The organism is Marinoscillum furvescens DSM 4134 (assembly GCF_003386095.1).
In the GTDB taxonomy this organism is placed as follows: Bacteria; Bacteroidota; Bacteroidia; order Cytophagales; family Cyclobacteriaceae; genus Marinoscillum; species Marinoscillum furvescens.
Genome location: NZ_QREG01000026.1, coordinates 20978 through 38730 on the forward strand (window position 1 = coordinate 20978; position 17753 = coordinate 38730).

The following is a 17753-nucleotide window of genomic DNA, read 5'->3' on the forward strand; positions in this document are numbered from 1 at the left end:
AGAATGAAAAGCCCCTTTTTGCTCGAAAAATGAAAGATTTCACCTGATTGATAGTAAAGGTATGAGTAGGTTCAAGCTAAGGTTTAGAAAATGTTAACCTTAGAGAAAAGAGAATTGGATGGAGAATTTCTAACGGAGCGATTTGCTTTTTATCTCCTAAAATGGGTTTATTTGTACTATTATGAAGCTGACAACTACTCCTTCCGTATTTGTGAACTGCTAACCATCCACGGCAGTCCACCTTATTGTATCTAGTTTCAATCTACTTAGTAAAATTTTTTATTGTATGAAAAGCCTTATTCGCTATATACAGCGCCTGGCCAATCTATTTGTGGTCGCGCTGAAGGGTTCTGAGAAGGAGTTTACTACCGGTAGCATCAACCGGGCTATTTTTCTTCTATCCATTCCCATGATTGGGGAAATGATCATGGAGTCATTGTTTGCTGTGGCAGACGTGTATTTTGTTTCTAAAGTCAGTGTAAATGCCGTGGCTACGGTAGGGCTCACCGAGTCTATACTAATGATCATCTACTCTGTGGCAGTGGGGCTGAGCATGGCTACTACGGCCATCATCGCCCGGCGTGTGGGTGAGAAGAAATACCACCGCGCAGGTGATGCTGGTTTTCAAAGCATCTTTTTGGCGGTCATCGTAGGGGCTCTGCTCGGAGTAGTAGGGTTTGTATTTGCAGAAGATATCCTACGGCTAATGGGCGGGGAGCCAGACCTCATTGCAGAGGGAAAGGGGTTTACGCAAATCATGTTTGCCGGTAATCTTAGCATCTTTCTGTTATTCCTCAACAACGCGATTTTTCGCGGAGCGGGTGATGCCTCCATTGCCATGCGCTCGCTTTGGCTGGCCAATGGTCTCAACCTGATTTTGGACCCGTTGTTGATTTTTGGGTATGGTCCTATACCAGCAATGGGCATCGAAGGGGCGGCTATCGCCACTACTACCGGGCGTTCGATAGGCGTGCTGTACCAGTTTTACTTCCTTATAAAGGGCCGTGGTATTATTCGCATTGGGTGGTCCAATGTGGTGATTCGTCTTAAGACACTGGTGGAGCTTTTGAAAATCTCTATGGGTGGTATGGGGCAATTTTTGATTGAGTCGGCCAGCTGGATATTTCTGGTACGGGTGATGTCCTATTTTGGTAGTGAGGCTTTGGCTGGCTATACCATTGCTTTCAGGGTGATCGTGTTTACCATTTTACCATCGTGGGGCATGTCCAATGCAGCCGCTACACTGGTAGGTCAAAACCTGGGTGCTAAGGCGCCCGATCGTGCGGAGACGTCTGTATGGCGTACAGCATTTTACAATATGCTCTTTTTGGGTGTGGTTTCGGTGATTTTCTTTATTGCGGCAGACCCTATCATTGGTTTGTTTAGTCAGGGAGATCTGGTCCAGGATATTGGAGCTTCAGCACTCAAAATCATTTGCGTCGGCTATGTCTTCTTCGCGTATGGAATGGTGATCAGTCAGGCTTTCAATGGTGCTGGAGATACCAAAACACCTTTGATTATCAACTTCTTTGTGTTTTGGATCATCCAAATCCCACTGGCTTATTGGCTGGCTGTAACGCTCGACTGGCAAGCCAATGGAGTGTTTTTTACCATTGCCTTTAGCCATTCGCTACAGGCGGTGGTAAGCATATTCTTGTTTCGCAGAGGCAAGTGGAAGACGGTGGCCGTTTAAAAAGCCACGGTGACGAGCTCCAAATTGCGATCTACCACTTTGTAGATATGCAGCTCGTTTTCGTATTGCATGATGGAGATAGGCTGGCTGGAAGTGAGTGGTCTTCCAGTTAGCAGGTTTCCATTGCGATCATATAGGTACAGATACGTGCCTCCCGGGTCGGTAAAGACGATAAACTCCTTGCCAGCACCTAATTGATAGTACTGCGTGTACAGTGGCCGGTCTGTGAAATAGTCTTTCTTAAAGAGCACATTGCCCTCCGTGTCTAGCATCTCGTAGCTGCTCTCGGTACGTCTCAGAATCAGGTAAGTGTCGCCCGTTACATCCGGCACGATTCGGAACATTGTACGTGCTACGGGCTTGTAGAGCTGTTCTCTTCGCAGGAGCTGGCCAGTAAAGGATATTTCCACGAGTTCACCATTGGTGGTAAGCAGCACCAGGCTCGACTCTTCAAAGCTATTACCCGTTTTGATAAAGAATGGTTTGGTTAGCGTGCTTTCAAGTTTTACCGGAAAGCCTTTGTAGTCATCACCACGTCTGTTGAGGAGTGTGACCTGCCCACTACGAGTAGCCGTGATTAGGATGTCTTTTCGCCCAATACGTCTGTGAATTGGAGCCGAAACCAACGCATTGCCACCAATATCGAGTGGGTCCCATCCTTTGAGAGGTTTTACGTTTTTGTCTGTCAGGTAGATTTTACCATCCTTATTGGCTATGCCAAATCGGTATTTTTTGCTCTTGTCATAATCAATGAGCTGCAAGTCCGATAGTCCTTGATTTTTGGGTAAGCCCCTTGGGAATTCCGGAATATAGGTTCCTGTCCTGTCGATAATGTGTACTTGGTTTTGAGTGGTAAAGAGGTATTGCAGCTTCCCGTTGTTGTAATAATCTATTTGCCGAATGTCGGAGGTGATAGAGCCATTTATTTTTTTGTCCCAGAGTACATTGAATTCCGCATCGATCAGGTAAACAGTGCCGGACGTGTCTTGCAGCAAGGTTTCACGCTGCCTGGTGTCATGGTTGGTGACCAGCCAGGGTTTGGTGATGATGTAGTCTGGCAGTACGATCGACTCTTTGGTGGTGATGCGCTCAGGTATGGTGCGCTTGGGTAGTTCGGGTTGGTAGATGGTGGTGTTGGTGTAAAACTTATTGTCAACAGCACTAAACTGCACCGCGGCAAATTCCAGGTTTTTGAAGGATAGTTGATGTTCTTCGAAAAAAGCTTTCCAGGAAGGTTTCATTTGAGCCGTAAGGGCAGACCAGGCCCTGGGGATATTTACCATGAGGCTGTAGTTAGCTTCGCGGTTGGTTTGTTCCAAAAAGCGATTGATTCGGATGGACTTGGTCCAGGTAGCTTCATTGGCTATGCTGATGGTAAAGTTTTTGAGCTGCTGCAGGTTGTTGCAAAATACGAGGTAGTTGCGATACTGAAGGTAATAGCAATGCTCAAAGCCTTCACCCATAGTACCCAGCAATGCTTTTGGGTAGTCGCTAAAAGGGAGCTTCCGAATCTCATAGGCTCCGTAGGGTTCACTATACAGCGTATCGCCGGTTTTTAGCATATCACGTTCACCAGCTGAGTTGAAAAAGCTCAGCGCTTCTCCCATATCGCTGATTTCCAGGAGGAGCAATTTGTGCGTGGCGCCCGTAGCGCCAGATTCTAAATGCACCAGGCAGATTTCTTCATCTACTAGCTGGTAAGTGTAGTCGACATCAAAATCATTTGCTGATTTGATTTGTTGCTTTAGCTTCATAGCATCAGGTTCATTGGCTGAGAGGTAAGCATTTAGTGACTGTCCTAGCTGTTCGGTATTTCTGCTCCCAAAGTGCTGAAGCCAGGAGGTTTCGTTGGGAATGATTTCAGCCATATCAAAACGAGCCCCAGCACTATTGCTAAAGTTTTTGAGGAAGTGAGTGGAGCTTGACGTGAAGCTAAACCCATTGAGGTTGAGATAGTCGTTAGAGACTTTTAAGTCCAAAAATGCAGACTTACCGGGGTTGAGCTTAAGTGGCTGCTTCAAAAACATACCGACGATGCTTTCGATTCTTTCGAGGTTTAGATAGAGGTTCCCCTGATCTTTTTCGAGTTTGGTTAAAGGATGTAGTTCGGCAGTGCGTGCATAAAAATTTTGAGAGGGATCTCCCGCTACTGTTCGGATCGCATCTTCTACCAAAAATGCTGAAAAACTGCCAATGAAGTAATTTTTATAAAAGATATAAGTGAATACCTCGCCTCCTAAAGGGCCGATGAGCTCTGTGATGGTAAATCCTTCGTACTCCCGGGTTTTGCGTTTGTATCCTTTATCTCCAAAATAGGCCTGGGCTTTGCTGATATAGGTTTGCTGGGACAGGTTTTGGATTTCTACTACGTACAGGAAGTCGAAGCTTTGACTAGAGGTGACGTTGAGACCAATCAGTGCCTGATTTTGATTGAAAAAGGAGGTAAAATTTCCTTTGCCTGCCAATGAGTCTAACAGATCTAGCTGCGTTTGGAGGCGTTTGAAATCAGAAATGAACTCCAGATTTTTCCAGATATCAGTTTCCTGTATTTCAGCAAAGGCTTGTAAAGGTGCTGAAGATTCGTAGACCAGGGCGGTATTGGCCGGCATAAAAGACCACAGCGAAAGATCTGCGTCTTTCATCCATTTGTCATAGGTGAAATAACCCGCACCTGCGAGCAATAGGAAGGCTAAAACGATTAGGAATTTTTTCAACAGGTCGCTGATTTTAAGCGCAAGATAACAATAAGCAAGCCGAATTGAAAAACGACTGAATAAAGCCTTTCATTGTTGTTGGAGTATGATTTTTAAGGCTTGGGCAGTCTTTTAAAACAAAAAAAGCCGATCGGAAAGGATCGGCTTTGAGTGATGGTTGATCATCGTACTTATTTGAGACTGCTAGAGAGGTATTCTCTGTTTAGTCTCGCAATGTTTGTCAGACTTATTTCCTTAGGGCATTCTGCTGAGCAGGCTCCAGTGTTGGTACATGCTCCAAACCCTTCATCATCCATTTGAGCTACCATGTTTTGTGCGCGTCGGGTGGCTTCCACACGTCCTTGAGGTAGGAGGGCATACTGAGACACCTTGGCAGAAACAAACAACATGGCTGATGCATTTTTACATGCCGCTACACATGCCCCACACCCAATACAGGTAGCAGCATCAAACGCCTTGTCCGCATCGTCTTTGTTTACAGGGATGGCGTTGGCATCTTGTGTATTACCTGAGGTATTTACAGAGATGTATCCACCAGCGTGCTGTATACGATCAAACGAGCTGCGATCTACGATCAGGTCTTTGATCACAGGGAAAGCTTTGGCTCGAAATGGCTCAATGTGGATGGTGTCTCCATCTTTGAACCTGCGCATGTGAAGTTGGCAGGTGGTGATGGCTCCATCAGGCCCGTGAGGCTTACCATTGATTTGCAACGAGCAGCTTCCGCAGATACCTTCGCGGCAGTCATGGTCAAAAGACACGGGAGTTTCGCCTTTTTCGATCAATTCATTATTTAGTACATCCAGCATTTCAAGGAATGACATGTCAGGAGATACGTTTTTGATGTCGTAATCCACCAACTTCCCTTTATCATTAGCATTTTGCTGACGCCAAATTTTTAGTTTTAGATCCATATTAGGGTAATTTATTGACGAACCTTCCGGCTCTTACTTATAACTTCTTTCTTTTACTTCAATGTTTTCGTAGTTGAGTTCTTCTTTGTGAAGCTCCGCTTCAGCAGGCTCACCTTTGTATTCCCAGGCGGCTACATATTGAAACTCAGGTCTACGAAGTGCTTCACCTTCCTCTGTTTGGTATTCTTCACGGAAGTGTCCACCGCACGATTCTTCGCGGTGTAGCGCATCTTTGGCAAATAGCTCTCCCAATTCCAGAAAATCAGCAACTCTACCAGCTTTGGCCAACTCTTCGTTAAACTCATCAGCTGATCCGGGGATCGAGACGTTTTTCCAGAAATCCTCACGAATTTCTTTGATCTCTTCGATTGCTTCTTTTAGGCCTTTTTCATTTCGGGCCATGCCTACTTTGTCCCACATTACCTTGCCAAGTCGCTTGTGGAAGTAGTCTACTGGCTTAGAGCCTTTGTTATTCATTAGCCTGTCTATCTGATCTCTCACAGCTTTTTCAGCTTCATCAAACTCTGGAGTATCCGTAGGGATCTTGCCAGTTCGGATGTCGTTAGACAGGTAATTGCCTATGGTGTATGGCAATACGAAATAGCCATCTGCGAGTCCCTGCATCAGTGCAGATGCTCCCAGGCGGTTAGCTCCGTGATCGGAGAAGTTTGCCTCACCAGTCACGAAACACCCAGGAATGGTAGACATCAGGTCATAGTCTACCCACACACCACCCATGGTATAGTGTACCGCAGGGTAGATCATCATCGGGGTTTCATATGGGTTTTCGTCTACAATCTTTTCGTACATCTGGAAGAGGTTTCCATATTTAGATTTTACTACCTCTTTACCCAGCTTGTTTACGAGTTGCTTATCGTTTTCGTCCAGGCCTCTCACGTGTGCTTGCTCTTTGCCATATCGCTCTATGGCAGAGGCAAAATCCAGATATACCGCTTCACCTGTGGCGTTTACGCCATAGCCTGCATCACATCTCTCTTTTGCGGCGCGGGAGGCTACATCACGTGGTACGAGGTTTCCAAAAGCTGGATACCTACGCTCCAGATAGTAATCTCTATCTTCTTCAGCTATTTCTGTAGGGCGGAGTTTGCCGGCACGGATGGCTTCTACGTCCTCTTTCTTTTTCGGCACCCAGATACGCCCGTCATTCCTGAGCGACTCAGACATTAGCGTAAGCTTCGACTGATGGTCGCCTGATACCGGAATACAGGTAGGGTGGATCTGCGTATAGCAAGGGTTGGCAAACCAGGCACCTTTTTTATGGATTTTCCAGGATGCTGACACGTTGCTACCCATAGCGTTGGTAGATAGGAAGAATACGTTGCCATATCCACCAGAAGCGATCACTACAGCATGAGCCGAGTGACGTTCTATTTCGCCGGTCACCAGGTTTCTGGCAATGATACCTCGGGCTTTGCCATCTACCAGTACCAGATCCATCATTTCATGGCGATTGTACATTTTGATTTTACCACGACCGATTTGGCGATTCATCGCAGAATATGCGCCGAGCAATAGCTGCTGACCCGTTTGGCCCTTGGCGTAGAAGGTACGCGATACGAGTACTCCACCAAATGAACGGTTGTCTAGCAGTCCACCATAATCTCTGGCAAAGGGAACGCCCTGTGCCACACACTGATCAATGATATTGGCCGATACTTCTGCCAGGCGATAAACGTTTGCCTCTCTGGAGCGGTAGTCTCCACCCTTTACCGTGTCGTAAAACAGTCGGTAAGTAGAGTCACCATCACCCTGGTAGTTTTTGGCAGCATTGATACCTCCCTGAGCGGCAATAGAGTGCGCTCTTCTTGGAGAATCCTGAAAACAAAAAGCTTTTACGTTGTATCCCAGCTCAGCCAGAGTAGCTGCTGCGGATCCACCGGCAAGACCTGTCCCGACTACAATCACATCAATAAGTCGTTTGTTAGCAGGGTTTACCAGATTGATACTGTTCTTATGGTTGGTCCATTTTTCGGCTAATGGGCCATCAGGAGTTTGTGCTGGAAAATTAGAACCTATCTTCATGACTTAAATTAATGATTGATGAAATGGTAAATAGCGATTAAGATAAAGCCAGCAGGCACGATCACCGCATAGGCCGTACAAAACTTCTTAATTGCTGGGGTGAATTTGTTGTTGAATCCAACAGATTGGAAGGCCGACTGAAAGCCGTGTAGTAGGTGAAGCGCCAACAGAACGAATGCGATGACGTAAGCACCTACTCTTAGAGGATTCTCAAACTTGTGAACAAGTTCACCATAATATCTATCTGCATCTTCGGGTAGAAACTGTACATACTTGTAGCTCATTTCCGGAATCCAGAAGTCGATAAAGTGTAGTGCCAGAAATGCCAGGATTACCAGGCCACTGATCAGCATGTTTTGTGACATCCAGGAGGCATTGCTTCCATCTTTCTTTGCATACTTGATCGGACGTGCTGCCCGGTTTTTCGCCTCAAGTACAAACCCCATCACAAAGTGAAAAACCACTGCAAAGATTAGCACTGGTTGGAGTAAGAACTGTACGATTGGGTTGGTGCCCATGAAATGCGAAGCTTCATTGAATGCTTCTTCGCTAAACACGGATAGCATGTTTATCGTGAGGTGTTGAAGCAAGAAGAAGATGAGAAAGAGCGCCGAAAGTGCCATGGCAAACTTTCTGGCAATTGTTGTAGAAAACCAACTCATATTTTTGCTAATTTCATTTTTTTGTGCGGGTCCAAAGGTAGTTCCCGAACTTGTATCACACAATTCGATCCTTTATTTTGAATGGGTCTAAATAAGGTCTTTTGGAATGATTCTTTTCGCTTTAGTCCCTTAGGTAATTTTACAGCTCAAACAGGGTGTTTTTCTTAGATGTTTGAACTTTTGTGCGTTTTATTTGTGTGGATGGTGAGTCATCTCAAACATTAGCTAGAAGCTAGCCGGGCTATTGGAAATAAGTGATTAAGCTGGTAACCTTGTTATGCTTTATGGATTGATTCAATTAGTAATGGAAATACTCTTGATAGCTACACGTTTTATTATGTGATGATTTAAAATAACCAGTGTAGGTAGAAAGGCGTTAATCGTTGGAGAGTTGTAAACCGATTTTAGTAAGTTTAAAAATATATGCGAGTCCGATATATCGTTGTTAGCTATGTTGTAGCTGCGTTGCTCAGTATCACCGTGGTACATGCTACCCACATCAGGGCAGGGGAAATCACCGCGCGCAGGATCAACAATGTCACCCGTACTTTTGAATTTACCTTCACCGGCTATAGAGACTCAGGCTCCATCATAGAGTTTGGAGGTGGAATTTTTCGATTTGGTGATGGCACTTCTGTAGAACGAGACTTCCAGATTGAGAAAACCCCTGTTGGTAATGACCTGGAAAAGGTAACCTTCAAGCTGGTGCATACCTATCAGGCCCCAAACACGTATATAGTGAGTTACGAAGAAGAGTTTCGTAATGAAGGAATCATCAATATGGACAATTCAGTAAACACCACCTTCTATGTGGAGTCCATGATTGTGATTGATCCATTTTTTGGCCTCAACAACACCCCCGAACTTACCGTGCCACCCATAGACTTTGCTGCTGTTGGAGCACAGTTTATTCACAATCCAGGTGCTTTTGATTCGGATGGAGACAGCCTTTCTTACCGCTTTACAATACCAAAGCAGGGCAATAACATGGTGGTGAACAACTACCGCGACATGAATGATCCGGCGTTTTATACCAGCTATAGTACGGGAAACCAGGCACAGAATGGGCAACCCACTCTTACCATAGATCCGGTATCTGGCGATCTGATATGGGACTCGCCTGGAGACGTACTCAATCAAGACGACTTTGCGGAATACAACGTAGCCTTCGTAGTGGAAGAATGGCGGTTTGTGCCGATCACAGGAGAATGGATCCGCCTGGGATATGTTACGCGTGATATGCAAATCATTGTAGAAGAAACAGACAATGAACGGCCAGAACTGGAAGTGCCCGAAGATGTCTGTGTAGAGGCTGGTGAAAAAGTAGAGGCTACTATTTTGGGCTCCGACCCTGATGGACACCCCGTGATGTTAGAAGGTTTCGGTGGGCCGTTTGAGTTTGAAAGTTCTCCGGCCTATTACTCGCCAGACCCGGCGGAGTTTCAGGAGACACCCGGCTCTCTGTTGTTTGAGTGGGAAACTACTTGCGGGCATGTGCGCGCCCGACCTTATGAAGTGCAATTCAAAGTGACGGATAATCCGGAAATAGGTCCTCGGTTGGTGAACTTTGAAACATTTGAAATAACAGTAGTAGGGCCTGCGCCAGATGGTCTGAGCTCCACGGTGCAACCCGGTAGGGGTATCCAGCTCAACTGGAATGAATACGCATGTCCCAATGCTACGCGTATGCAAATATGGAGGCGAGTAGGAGACTTTGATATAGAAGTTGATGACTGTGTAGTGGGCATGCCGCCAAACGCTGGTTATCGACTAATTGAAGAGATAGACATGGTTCAGCAGGCATCTGGAGGAAATAACGAGGTGATTACTGAATACCTGGATAATAACAAAGGAAGAGGATTGGCTCCCGGAGCCAAGTATTGTTATCGACTTGTGGCAGTATTTCCGAGTCCGGGTGGGGGAGAAAGTTACGTGTCTACAGAGGTGTGCGATAGCATTCTTATCGATGCCCCTGTGATCACCAATGTGGATGTAGAAGTTACTGGGGAGGTGAATGGTACGATTTTGGTGCAATGGACGCCACCATATCAGGCCGATCAATCCATCCATCCGCCTGCTTATACTTATGATGTTTATAGGGGAGAGGGCGCTCAAAATTCAGCGTCTTACGTGAAAGTTGCCGAAGGCATTAGCGATACCGACTTTACAGATACGGGACTCAATACATTCGCTCAGAGCTATAATTACTATGTGAGTTACCGGGATGCAAATGGGGTATTGGCCGATTCGTCTGCTACGGCGAGTAATGTACGGCTGGATCTGTCACCATTATTGAGATCCATAGAACTCAAGTGGTCTGCCGAAGTACCCTGGTCCAACACTGCTCAGCGGTACCCATACCATTATATCTATAGAGACCAGGTGTTGGAGGGTGACATGGATGAATTGGTATTGATCGATTCTGTAGATGTTACTCAGAAAGGATATGTATACCTGGATAATGGTGCGTTTAATGGAGTAGAACTTGATGAAGAGATTGAATATTGTTATTTCGTTAAAACACAAGGTACCTATGGTTCAAGACTATTGCCCGAACCACTAGAGAATAGATCTCAGATCAGCTGTGGCCAGCCAAATGATACGATTCCGCCGTGTGCACCACCTGAAGTAGTGTTTAGTAACGACCTGGACTGTGAGGCATTGGTAGCCAGCAGACCTTGTGAGTCTAATATCTTTACGCAAAAACTGAGTTGGGATGAAGATATGGCTCCCGATTGTGATGACGATATTGTTTTCTACCGGGTGTATTACTCCGAAACTGGATTGGAAGAAGACTATGTACTGGTGGGTGAGCCCGTTACAACTTCGTTTAACCATGAAGACCTTACAAGTCTCAAAGGTTGCTATCAGATAGCTTCAGTAGACCGATCAGGAAATGAAAGTTCGCGTACTGCTTCGGTTTGTAATGACAACTGTCCGGTTTACAAATTCCCGAATGCATTTACCCCTAATGGTGACGGTAAGAATGATGTGTTCGCCCCACTCAATAATGATGGATTAAATATTTCTCCATTCGACAACTCCAACTGCCCCAGGTTTATTCGCGCTGTAAAGTTCAAGGTTTTCGATCGTAGTGGTAAGGAATTGTATGTATACGACTCCTTTGAAAACCCGAATGGAATTTACATCAATTGGGACGGGACCAACAAGTTTGGCGAAAAGCTGCCAGCGGGGACTTATTTCTATTCTGCAGAGGTAGAAGTGGATGTTCTTGATCCCAAAGATTCGCAATGGATACTGAACGGATGGGTGAAAATCCTCAAATGAGTGCGGTAATACTCTTCGATGGAGTTTGCAATCTTTGCAATAGCTCGGTGGATTTTGTGATTCGCCGAGACAAGCAAAAGCGCTTTCAATTTGCCTCACTCCAATCTCCTGAAGCAGAGCAGTTGCTCAAAGAGGCAGGATCACCTCAGCCTACCGAGTTGGAAAGTGTAGTGCTGGTAAAAGAAGATAGGGTGTATAATCGTAGCGATGCGGCCCTCGAAATTGCCCGTAACCTCTCAGGGCTATGGCCTTTACTATATGTTTTTAAGCTTATACCAAGAGCCTTGCGTGACGCTGTTTACCGCTACATAGCAAAAAAGCGATACCGTTGGTTTGGTAAACGAGATACCTGTAGACTCCCAGATGAGTCAGAAAAAGAAAGGTTTCTGGATTCTCCCTGATTTCGTAGATTTGCACTCCAAAATTCAACCATTCAACACAAACCAAACCGTATGAAGGCATTTGTTTTCCCCGGACAGGGAGCCCAGTTTCCAGGTATGGGAAAAGATCTATACGATAACAACGCAACAGCTAAGAACTATTTCGAGCAGGCAAATGATATCCTAGGCTTTGACCTTTCAAAAATCATGTTTGAAGGATCTGCCGAAGAGCTAAAACAAACCAAAGTGACCCAGCCAGCTATCTTTTTACATAGCGTGGTTACTGCTTTGGTGTCAGATGATTTTAAACCTGACATGGTCGCTGGTCACTCCTTGGGGGAGTTTTCTGCGCTTGTAGCTAATGGCACGCTAAGCTTCGAAGATGGATTGTCACTCGTGTTTAAGCGAGCTATGGCGATGCAAAAAGCTTGTGAACTGCAAGAGTCTACTATGGCTGCAGTGCTGGCCCTGCCCGATGAGACAGTAGAAGAAATATGCCGTGAAATAGATGAAGTAGTAGTAGCGGCCAATTACAACTGCCCTGGTCAGCTTGTAATTTCAGGCAGTGTAAAAGGTGTAGAAGTAGCCTGCGAAAAGCTCAAAGCAGCTGGTGCCAAAAGAGCATTGGTGTTGCCAGTAGGTGGGGCATTTCACTCGCCACTAATGGAGCCTGCAAGAGAAGAATTAGCTGCGGCCATTCAGGAAACAAATTTCAATGAGCCTAAATGTCCGGTGTATCAGAATGTGGATGCAAAAGGACATACAGTGATTTCTGACATCAAAACCAATCTGGTGTCTCAGCTTACCGCACCAGTAAGATGGACGCAGAGTGTACAATCCATGATCATGGATGGGGCACGCACATTTGTAGAGTGTGGTCCTGGTAAGGTGCTTCAGGGGCTCGTGAAAAAAATAGATGGTGGTGTAGAAACAACCAGCCTATAATGCATAAGTGGAGAGGGATAGGTTTGCTCGTTTTGCTGTCGCTGGCTGTGACGTTTAGCGCTTGTCGCAAAGGGCCATCGAGTTCTATCGACAAAAAGCGGCAAATCAAAAAAGGTAAACCCATCCCTTGTCCTATTAAAGATTGCTGATGCAAAAAATCATCATAGCTATAGACGGGTATTCAGGTACCGGAAAAAGCTCTACCGCCAAAGCAGTGGCTCGTAACCTGGGGTACACCTACATAGATAGTGGCGCCATGTACCGTGCGGCCACACTTTATTTTTTACAGCAAGGGGTCGATTTGGAAAAACCGCAGGAGGTAGCCAAAGCATTAGCCGCATTAGACATTTCCTTTGAAGGGCAGGACCTTATCCTGAATGAGAAAGTGGTGCGTGATGAGCTCCGAACGATGGCAGTAAACGATCAGGTGAGTCAGGTGAGTGCGGTAAAATCTGTGCGTGAGGCACTGGTGGAGCAGCAGCAAGCCATCGGGCAAGACCGGGGCATTGTCATGGATGGACGAGACATTGGTACAGTCGTTTTTCCGGATGCAGAGCTCAAAGTATTTATGACGGCCAATTCCCGTGTGAGAGCGTTGCGCAGGCAAAGAGAGCTTGAGCAAAAAGGCATCCGGGAGGAACTAAACGTAATCGAGGAGAATTTAAAGCAAAGAGATCAGATAGATTCCACCAGAGAGGAGTCACCCCTTACAAAAGCATTAGGTGCTGTGGAAATTGATACCTCAGATTTGTCCTTTGATGAACAGGTGGGTAAAATTGTAGAATTAGCGAAGAAAAAAATCTATGCAAGTTGATATAGATCAGCATTCAGGGTATTGTTTTGGTGTGGAGTTTGCCATCCAAATGGCTGAGGACGAAATGAGCGATGGACAGGAATTGTATTGTCTGGGAGATATCGTTCATAATGCCATGGAGGTAGATAGGCTTTATCAGAAAGGGCTGCGTACCATTGATAGAGAGCAGCTAGAGCAGCTTCGAGACTGTAAGGTGCTCATCCGTGCACATGGAGAGCCGCCAGAAACTTATGAAACAGCCTTGAAAAATAATATTGAGCTGATTGATGCTTCTTGTCCTGTAGTGCTCAAGCTACAAAACCGCATCAAGCACGCCTATGATAAGGCACAATCCGTAGACGGTCAAATAGTGATTTATGGAAAACCAGGTCATGCGGAGGTTATCGGTCTTACGGGCCAGACCAATGATGAAGCCATTATAATCACTACCGAGGAAGATTTGGAGCAAATTGACTTTTCGCGGCCTGTGACGCTATATAGCCAGACCACCAAAAGTACCAAGGGCTTTTACAAGATGAAGGAGCTTATCGAAGAGCGTATCAAAGCCAATAAGGGGTCACTTTCGGTAGAAGATTTCCAGGCAAACGACAGCATCTGCCGTCAGGTGTCGAACCGCGAGCCTAAAATGATCCAGTTTTCCAGTACACATGATGTTATCTTGTTTGTAGCTGGTAAAAAAAGCTCCAATGGCCGGGCATTATATAATGTGTGCCTGAGTAATAATCCTCGTAGCTACTTTGTGGAAAACGAAGACGAGATCAACCTGGACTGGTTTAAGCCTGAAGATTCAGTGGGAATTTGTGGTGCAACTTCTACACCCAGGTGGCTGATGGAAAACGTTGCCAATTTTTTGATGGCTCAGGAGGAAAATCTAGCTGAAATCTGATCACTTTCAGGTGCTTGAAGATCTCTTTTTGAATGATCTCAGCAAACATTTCATTTGAACATTTTTTTTGTATTTTTGCTTCGATTTTCAAGTAGATCGCAACTATACAAAATGTCGAAAACGATAAAGTTAAAGAAAGGTTTTGATATCAACCTTGCCGGGAAACCGGAGAAGAAAATCTCAGGAACTTTCCACTCTGAAACCTACGCGCTAAAGCCTACAGATTTCGCAGACATGTCCCGACCTAAACTTTTGGTCAAAGAAGGGGACACCGTAAAAGCTGGTACTCCTATCTTGTATGACAAGATGACGGAAAACATCCGCTACTGTGCACCTGTAAGTGGCGAGGTAGTAGAAATCAAGAGGGGAGAGAAGCGCAAGCTGCTCGAGATAAAGCTACTCGCAGACAAAGAAGTAGCATATGAAGCGTATAAGTCTTACTCAAGCTCAGATCTAGCAGGGCTCTCAAAAGAAGAAGCTGCTGATCATATGCAAAAAGGTGGCGTATGGCCTAACGTCATACAAAGACCATTTGGCGTGGTAGCAGATCCTGAGGTGACACCTAAGGCTATTTTTATTTCGGCTTTTGATACACATCCGCTAGCACCGGATGTAGCCTATCAACTCGGAGACAAAGAGCAATTTTTTCAGGCTGGTATCGATGTGTTGAAGAAGTTTACTTCTGGTAAAGTACATCTCAACATAGATGCTAATGCTGAAGTAGCTCAGGTATTTGCTCAGGCTCAGGGAGTAGAGCTTAACAAGATTTCAGGACCTCACCCAGCTGGAAACGTAGGGGTTCAAATCCATCATATAGATCCTATAAACAAAGGAGATGTAGTTTGGACAGTAGCACCTTACGGAGTTGCTCAGATAGGCCAACTATTCCTAGAAGGAAAATATGATGCCTCCAAATTAGTGGCGATCACGGGTAGTGAAGTGAGTGAGCCGGCTTATGTGAAGACTTATGCTGGAGCGCAGCTCGAAAAGTTGTTCGATAATGTGCCAACGGGTAACCTTCGATTTATTTCTGGAAACGTACTGACAGGAGAAAATGTAGGGAAAGCTGGGTATCTCGGGTTTTATCACAATCAAGTAACCGTAATTCCTGAAGGTGATGAGGAAGAGTTTTTGGGCTGGTTGAAACCAACCACGAGCAAGTTGAGCTTTCACAAAGCCATAGGTTTACTGTCTTTCCTAAATGGTAAGAAAGAGTTTAAAGTAGATACCAATACGCACGGTGAAGAGCGTTCGTTTGTAGTGTCTGGGGCATTCGAGAAAGTTTTGCCAATGGACATTTTGCCTACCTATTTGTTTAAAGCGATTTTGGCTGAGGATTACGATGATATGGAAGGGCTTGGAATCTTCGAACTAGTAGAAGAAGACGTAGCACTTTGTGAATTTATCGATCCATCGAAGCACGAGTTGCAGAAGATTTTGAGAGAAGGATTAGACTTGATTAAAAATAGCTAAAGCATACCATGAAGGCATTACAAAAATTATTTGATAACCTAAAGCCTAATTTCGAGAAGGGTGGTAAGTGGGAGAAATTCTACACCCTATACGAAGGACACCGCACAATCGTATTCGCGCCCGATCTGATTACAGGAAACAAAGGAGCGCAAATCAAAGATGCGGTTGATTTGAAGCGTATCATGATTACCGTGGTGATTGCGATGATCCCTGCCTTGCTTTTTGGCGTGTGGAACGTAGGCCACCAGCATTTTATTTCTATTGGAGAAGAAGCAACATTGCTAGACAAACTGTGGATAGGTGCTTACGCAGTGGTGCCGATTCTAATTGTTTCGTATGCAGTAGGGCTCCTTACAGAATTTATCTTCTGTGTCATTCGAAATCACCCTATCAGTGAAGGTTACCTGGTTACAGGTATGCTGATCGCATTGATTGTTCCTCCTACCATTCCGCTTTGGCAGGTAGCCTTAGCCACTATTTTTGCGGTAGTAATCGGCAAAGAAGCCTTTGGTGGTACGGGGATGAATATTCTCAACGTAGCTTTAACTGCACGTGCATTCTTATACTTTGCTTATCCATCAGATATTTCTGGAGAAGTTTGGACTTATTTTGGTGATAAAATGCCCGTAGATGGTTACAGTGGAGCCACTGTGTTGGCTTACGGTGCTACTGCAGCATCCAATGGCACTAATATGATGGCCGATTTGGCCGGACACTGGTCAGCAGAGATGTTCAGCTTTTGGAACATGTTTATCGGAATCATCCCTGGTTCTATAGGAGAGACGTCTACACTCATGTGTTTGATAGGTGCAGCCATCCTGATTGGTACGGGTGTTGGTAGCTGGAAAATCATTTTCAGTGTATTCGGAGGTGCTTATGCAATGGGACTTCTTTTCAATGCTGTGGGAGGCAATTCTTACATGGATTTCCCTGCACACTACCACCTGGTAGCTGGAGGTCTGGCATTCGGAGCTGTATACATGGCTACAGATCCAGTTTCAGCAGCACAAACAGAGGTAGGCAAGTGGATCTACGGATTTCTGATTGGTGTACTTACTGTACTGATACGTGTAGTAAACCCTGCTTATCCTGAAGGAATCATGCTAGCGGTACTGTTTATGAACGTATTCGCTCCATTGATTGATTACTATGTAGTAGATGCTAACAAAAAACGAAGATTGAAACGTGCAACGGTCTAATACTTATATCATCCTATTTTCAATCGCCCTGACCGTAGTGTTGGGTGGTTTACTGTCACTGGCTTCAGTAGGACTAAAGCCAGCTCAGCAAAAGCAGATCGAACTGGACACCAAGAAGAAAATTCTAGGTGCGGTGATGGACATCTCTTCCTATGAAGATCCCAATGCGCTACTTGCGCTCTATGATGAAAAAGTAGAGTCTATCGTGGTAGACATTGAAGGAAACCTGGTAGAGACAGATGAGAAAGGCAATCCGATCGTGGCTGAAAAAGTGAATATTCAGAAGAACTATCGTTTTGACCCAGAGGAGAGGGTTTATCCCGTATACAAATTCAAGGGCGAAGGTGGAAAAGTGGATGCTTACATCTTCCCAATGTTCGGAGCTGGTCTTTGGGATTGGATTTCTGGTTACCTGGCACTGGACAAAGACCTAAATACCATTCGTGGTGTTGCTTTTGACCACAAGCAGGAAACTCCTGGTTTGGGAGCTAGAATTACTACAGATGTGATTCAGGGTCGCTATGTAGGGAAAGAAATTTTCAATGATCAAAATGAGTTGGTGTCTGTCTCAATGGTGAAAGGAGAGGGCAATCCTGGCCTCACGGAGCATCAGGTAGACGGTATGTCAGGAGCTACCCTTACAGGCAAAGGTGTAAACGAGATGTTTGAAAACTATCTTGGTGCTTACCTTGCTTACATCAACAAAGTAAAATCTGATAACAAACTCGCACTCAAATAAAGA

The 17753-nt window shown here is 45.2% G+C and carries 13 protein-coding genes; 9 read left to right on the top strand and 4 right to left on the bottom strand.

Features of this window, described 5'->3' with window-relative positions; all coding sequences use genetic code 11:
* Nucleotides 1-286: 286 nt before the first annotated feature.
* Complete coding sequence (locus C7460_RS20315; RefSeq protein WP_115869978.1) at nt 287-1693, top strand: MATE family efflux transporter; 1407 nt, start codon at nt 287-289, stop codon at nt 1691-1693.
* Here C7460_RS20315 and C7460_RS20320 read toward each other — a convergent pair.
* The 4 genes from C7460_RS20320 to C7460_RS20335 form a co-directional block, all read right to left on the bottom strand.
* On the bottom strand, nt 1690-4407 hold the full coding sequence (locus tag C7460_RS20320) for a hypothetical protein (RefSeq protein WP_147303035.1): 2718 nt from the start codon (nt 4405-4407) through the stop codon (nt 1690-1692). The genes C7460_RS20315 and C7460_RS20320 overlap by 4 nt on opposite strands.
* Nucleotides 4408-4577: 170 nt before the next feature.
* Nucleotides 4578-5321, bottom strand: a complete 744-nt coding sequence (locus C7460_RS20325) for a succinate dehydrogenase/fumarate reductase iron-sulfur subunit (protein WP_115869980.1) — start codon at nt 5319-5321, stop codon at nt 4578-4580.
* 33 nt (nt 5322-5354) lie between these two features.
* The gene (locus C7460_RS20330; RefSeq protein WP_115869981.1) at nt 5355-7364 is read right to left on the bottom strand and encodes a fumarate reductase/succinate dehydrogenase flavoprotein subunit; all 2010 of its coding nucleotides are present in this window, start codon (nt 7362-7364) and stop codon (nt 5355-5357) included.
* Nucleotides 7365-7372: 8 nt separating this feature from the next.
* A complete protein-coding gene (locus C7460_RS20335; protein WP_115869982.1) occupies nt 7373-8026 on the bottom strand; it encodes a succinate dehydrogenase cytochrome b subunit in 654 nt (217 codons plus the stop codon).
* A gap of 423 nt (nt 8027-8449) precedes the next feature.
* Here C7460_RS20335 and C7460_RS20340 point away from each other — a divergent pair, with 423 nt between their 5' ends.
* From C7460_RS20340 to nqrC, 8 genes are all read left to right on the top strand, one after another.
* A complete protein-coding gene (locus tag C7460_RS20340) occupies nt 8450-11314 on the top strand; it encodes a T9SS type B sorting domain-containing protein (protein WP_115869983.1) in 2865 nt (954 codons plus the stop codon).
* Nucleotides 11311-11715 (top strand): thiol-disulfide oxidoreductase DCC family protein, encoded by a 405-nt coding sequence (locus tag C7460_RS20345; RefSeq protein WP_115870021.1) that lies wholly within the window; start codon nt 11311-11313, stop codon nt 11713-11715. The genes C7460_RS20340 and C7460_RS20345 overlap by 4 nt, the downstream gene beginning before the upstream one ends.
* Nucleotides 11716-11766: 51 nt before the next feature.
* A complete protein-coding gene (gene fabD / locus C7460_RS20350; RefSeq protein ID WP_115869984.1) occupies nt 11767-12639 on the top strand; it encodes an ACP S-malonyltransferase in 873 nt (290 codons plus the stop codon).
* A gap of 148 nt (nt 12640-12787) precedes the next feature.
* Nucleotides 12788-13453, top strand: a complete 666-nt coding sequence (gene cmk / locus C7460_RS20355) for a (d)CMP kinase (RefSeq protein ID WP_115869985.1) — start codon at nt 12788-12790, stop codon at nt 13451-13453.
* Nucleotides 13443-14339 carry a 4-hydroxy-3-methylbut-2-enyl diphosphate reductase gene (locus C7460_RS20360; protein WP_115869986.1) on the top strand — a complete coding sequence of 299 codons (897 nt, stop codon included), beginning with the start codon at nt 13443-13445 and terminating at the stop codon, nt 14337-14339. The genes cmk and C7460_RS20360 overlap by 11 nt, the downstream gene beginning before the upstream one ends.
* 111 nt (nt 14340-14450) lie before the next feature.
* Nucleotides 14451-15812 carry a Na(+)-translocating NADH-quinone reductase subunit A gene (locus C7460_RS20365; RefSeq protein ID WP_115869987.1) on the top strand — a complete coding sequence of 454 codons (1362 nt, stop codon included), beginning with the start codon at nt 14451-14453 and terminating at the stop codon, nt 15810-15812.
* 8 nt (nt 15813-15820) lie between these two features.
* Nucleotides 15821-17011, top strand: coding sequence for an NADH:ubiquinone reductase (Na(+)-transporting) subunit B (locus C7460_RS20370; protein WP_115869988.1), 1191 nt, complete (start codon nt 15821-15823; stop codon nt 17009-17011).
* Entirely contained in the window at nt 16998-17750 is a 753-nt protein-coding gene (nqrC, locus tag C7460_RS20375) for an NADH:ubiquinone reductase (Na(+)-transporting) subunit C (RefSeq protein WP_115869989.1), read from the top strand. The genes C7460_RS20370 and nqrC overlap by 14 nt, the downstream gene beginning before the upstream one ends.
* Nucleotides 17751-17753 lie beyond the last annotated feature (3 nt).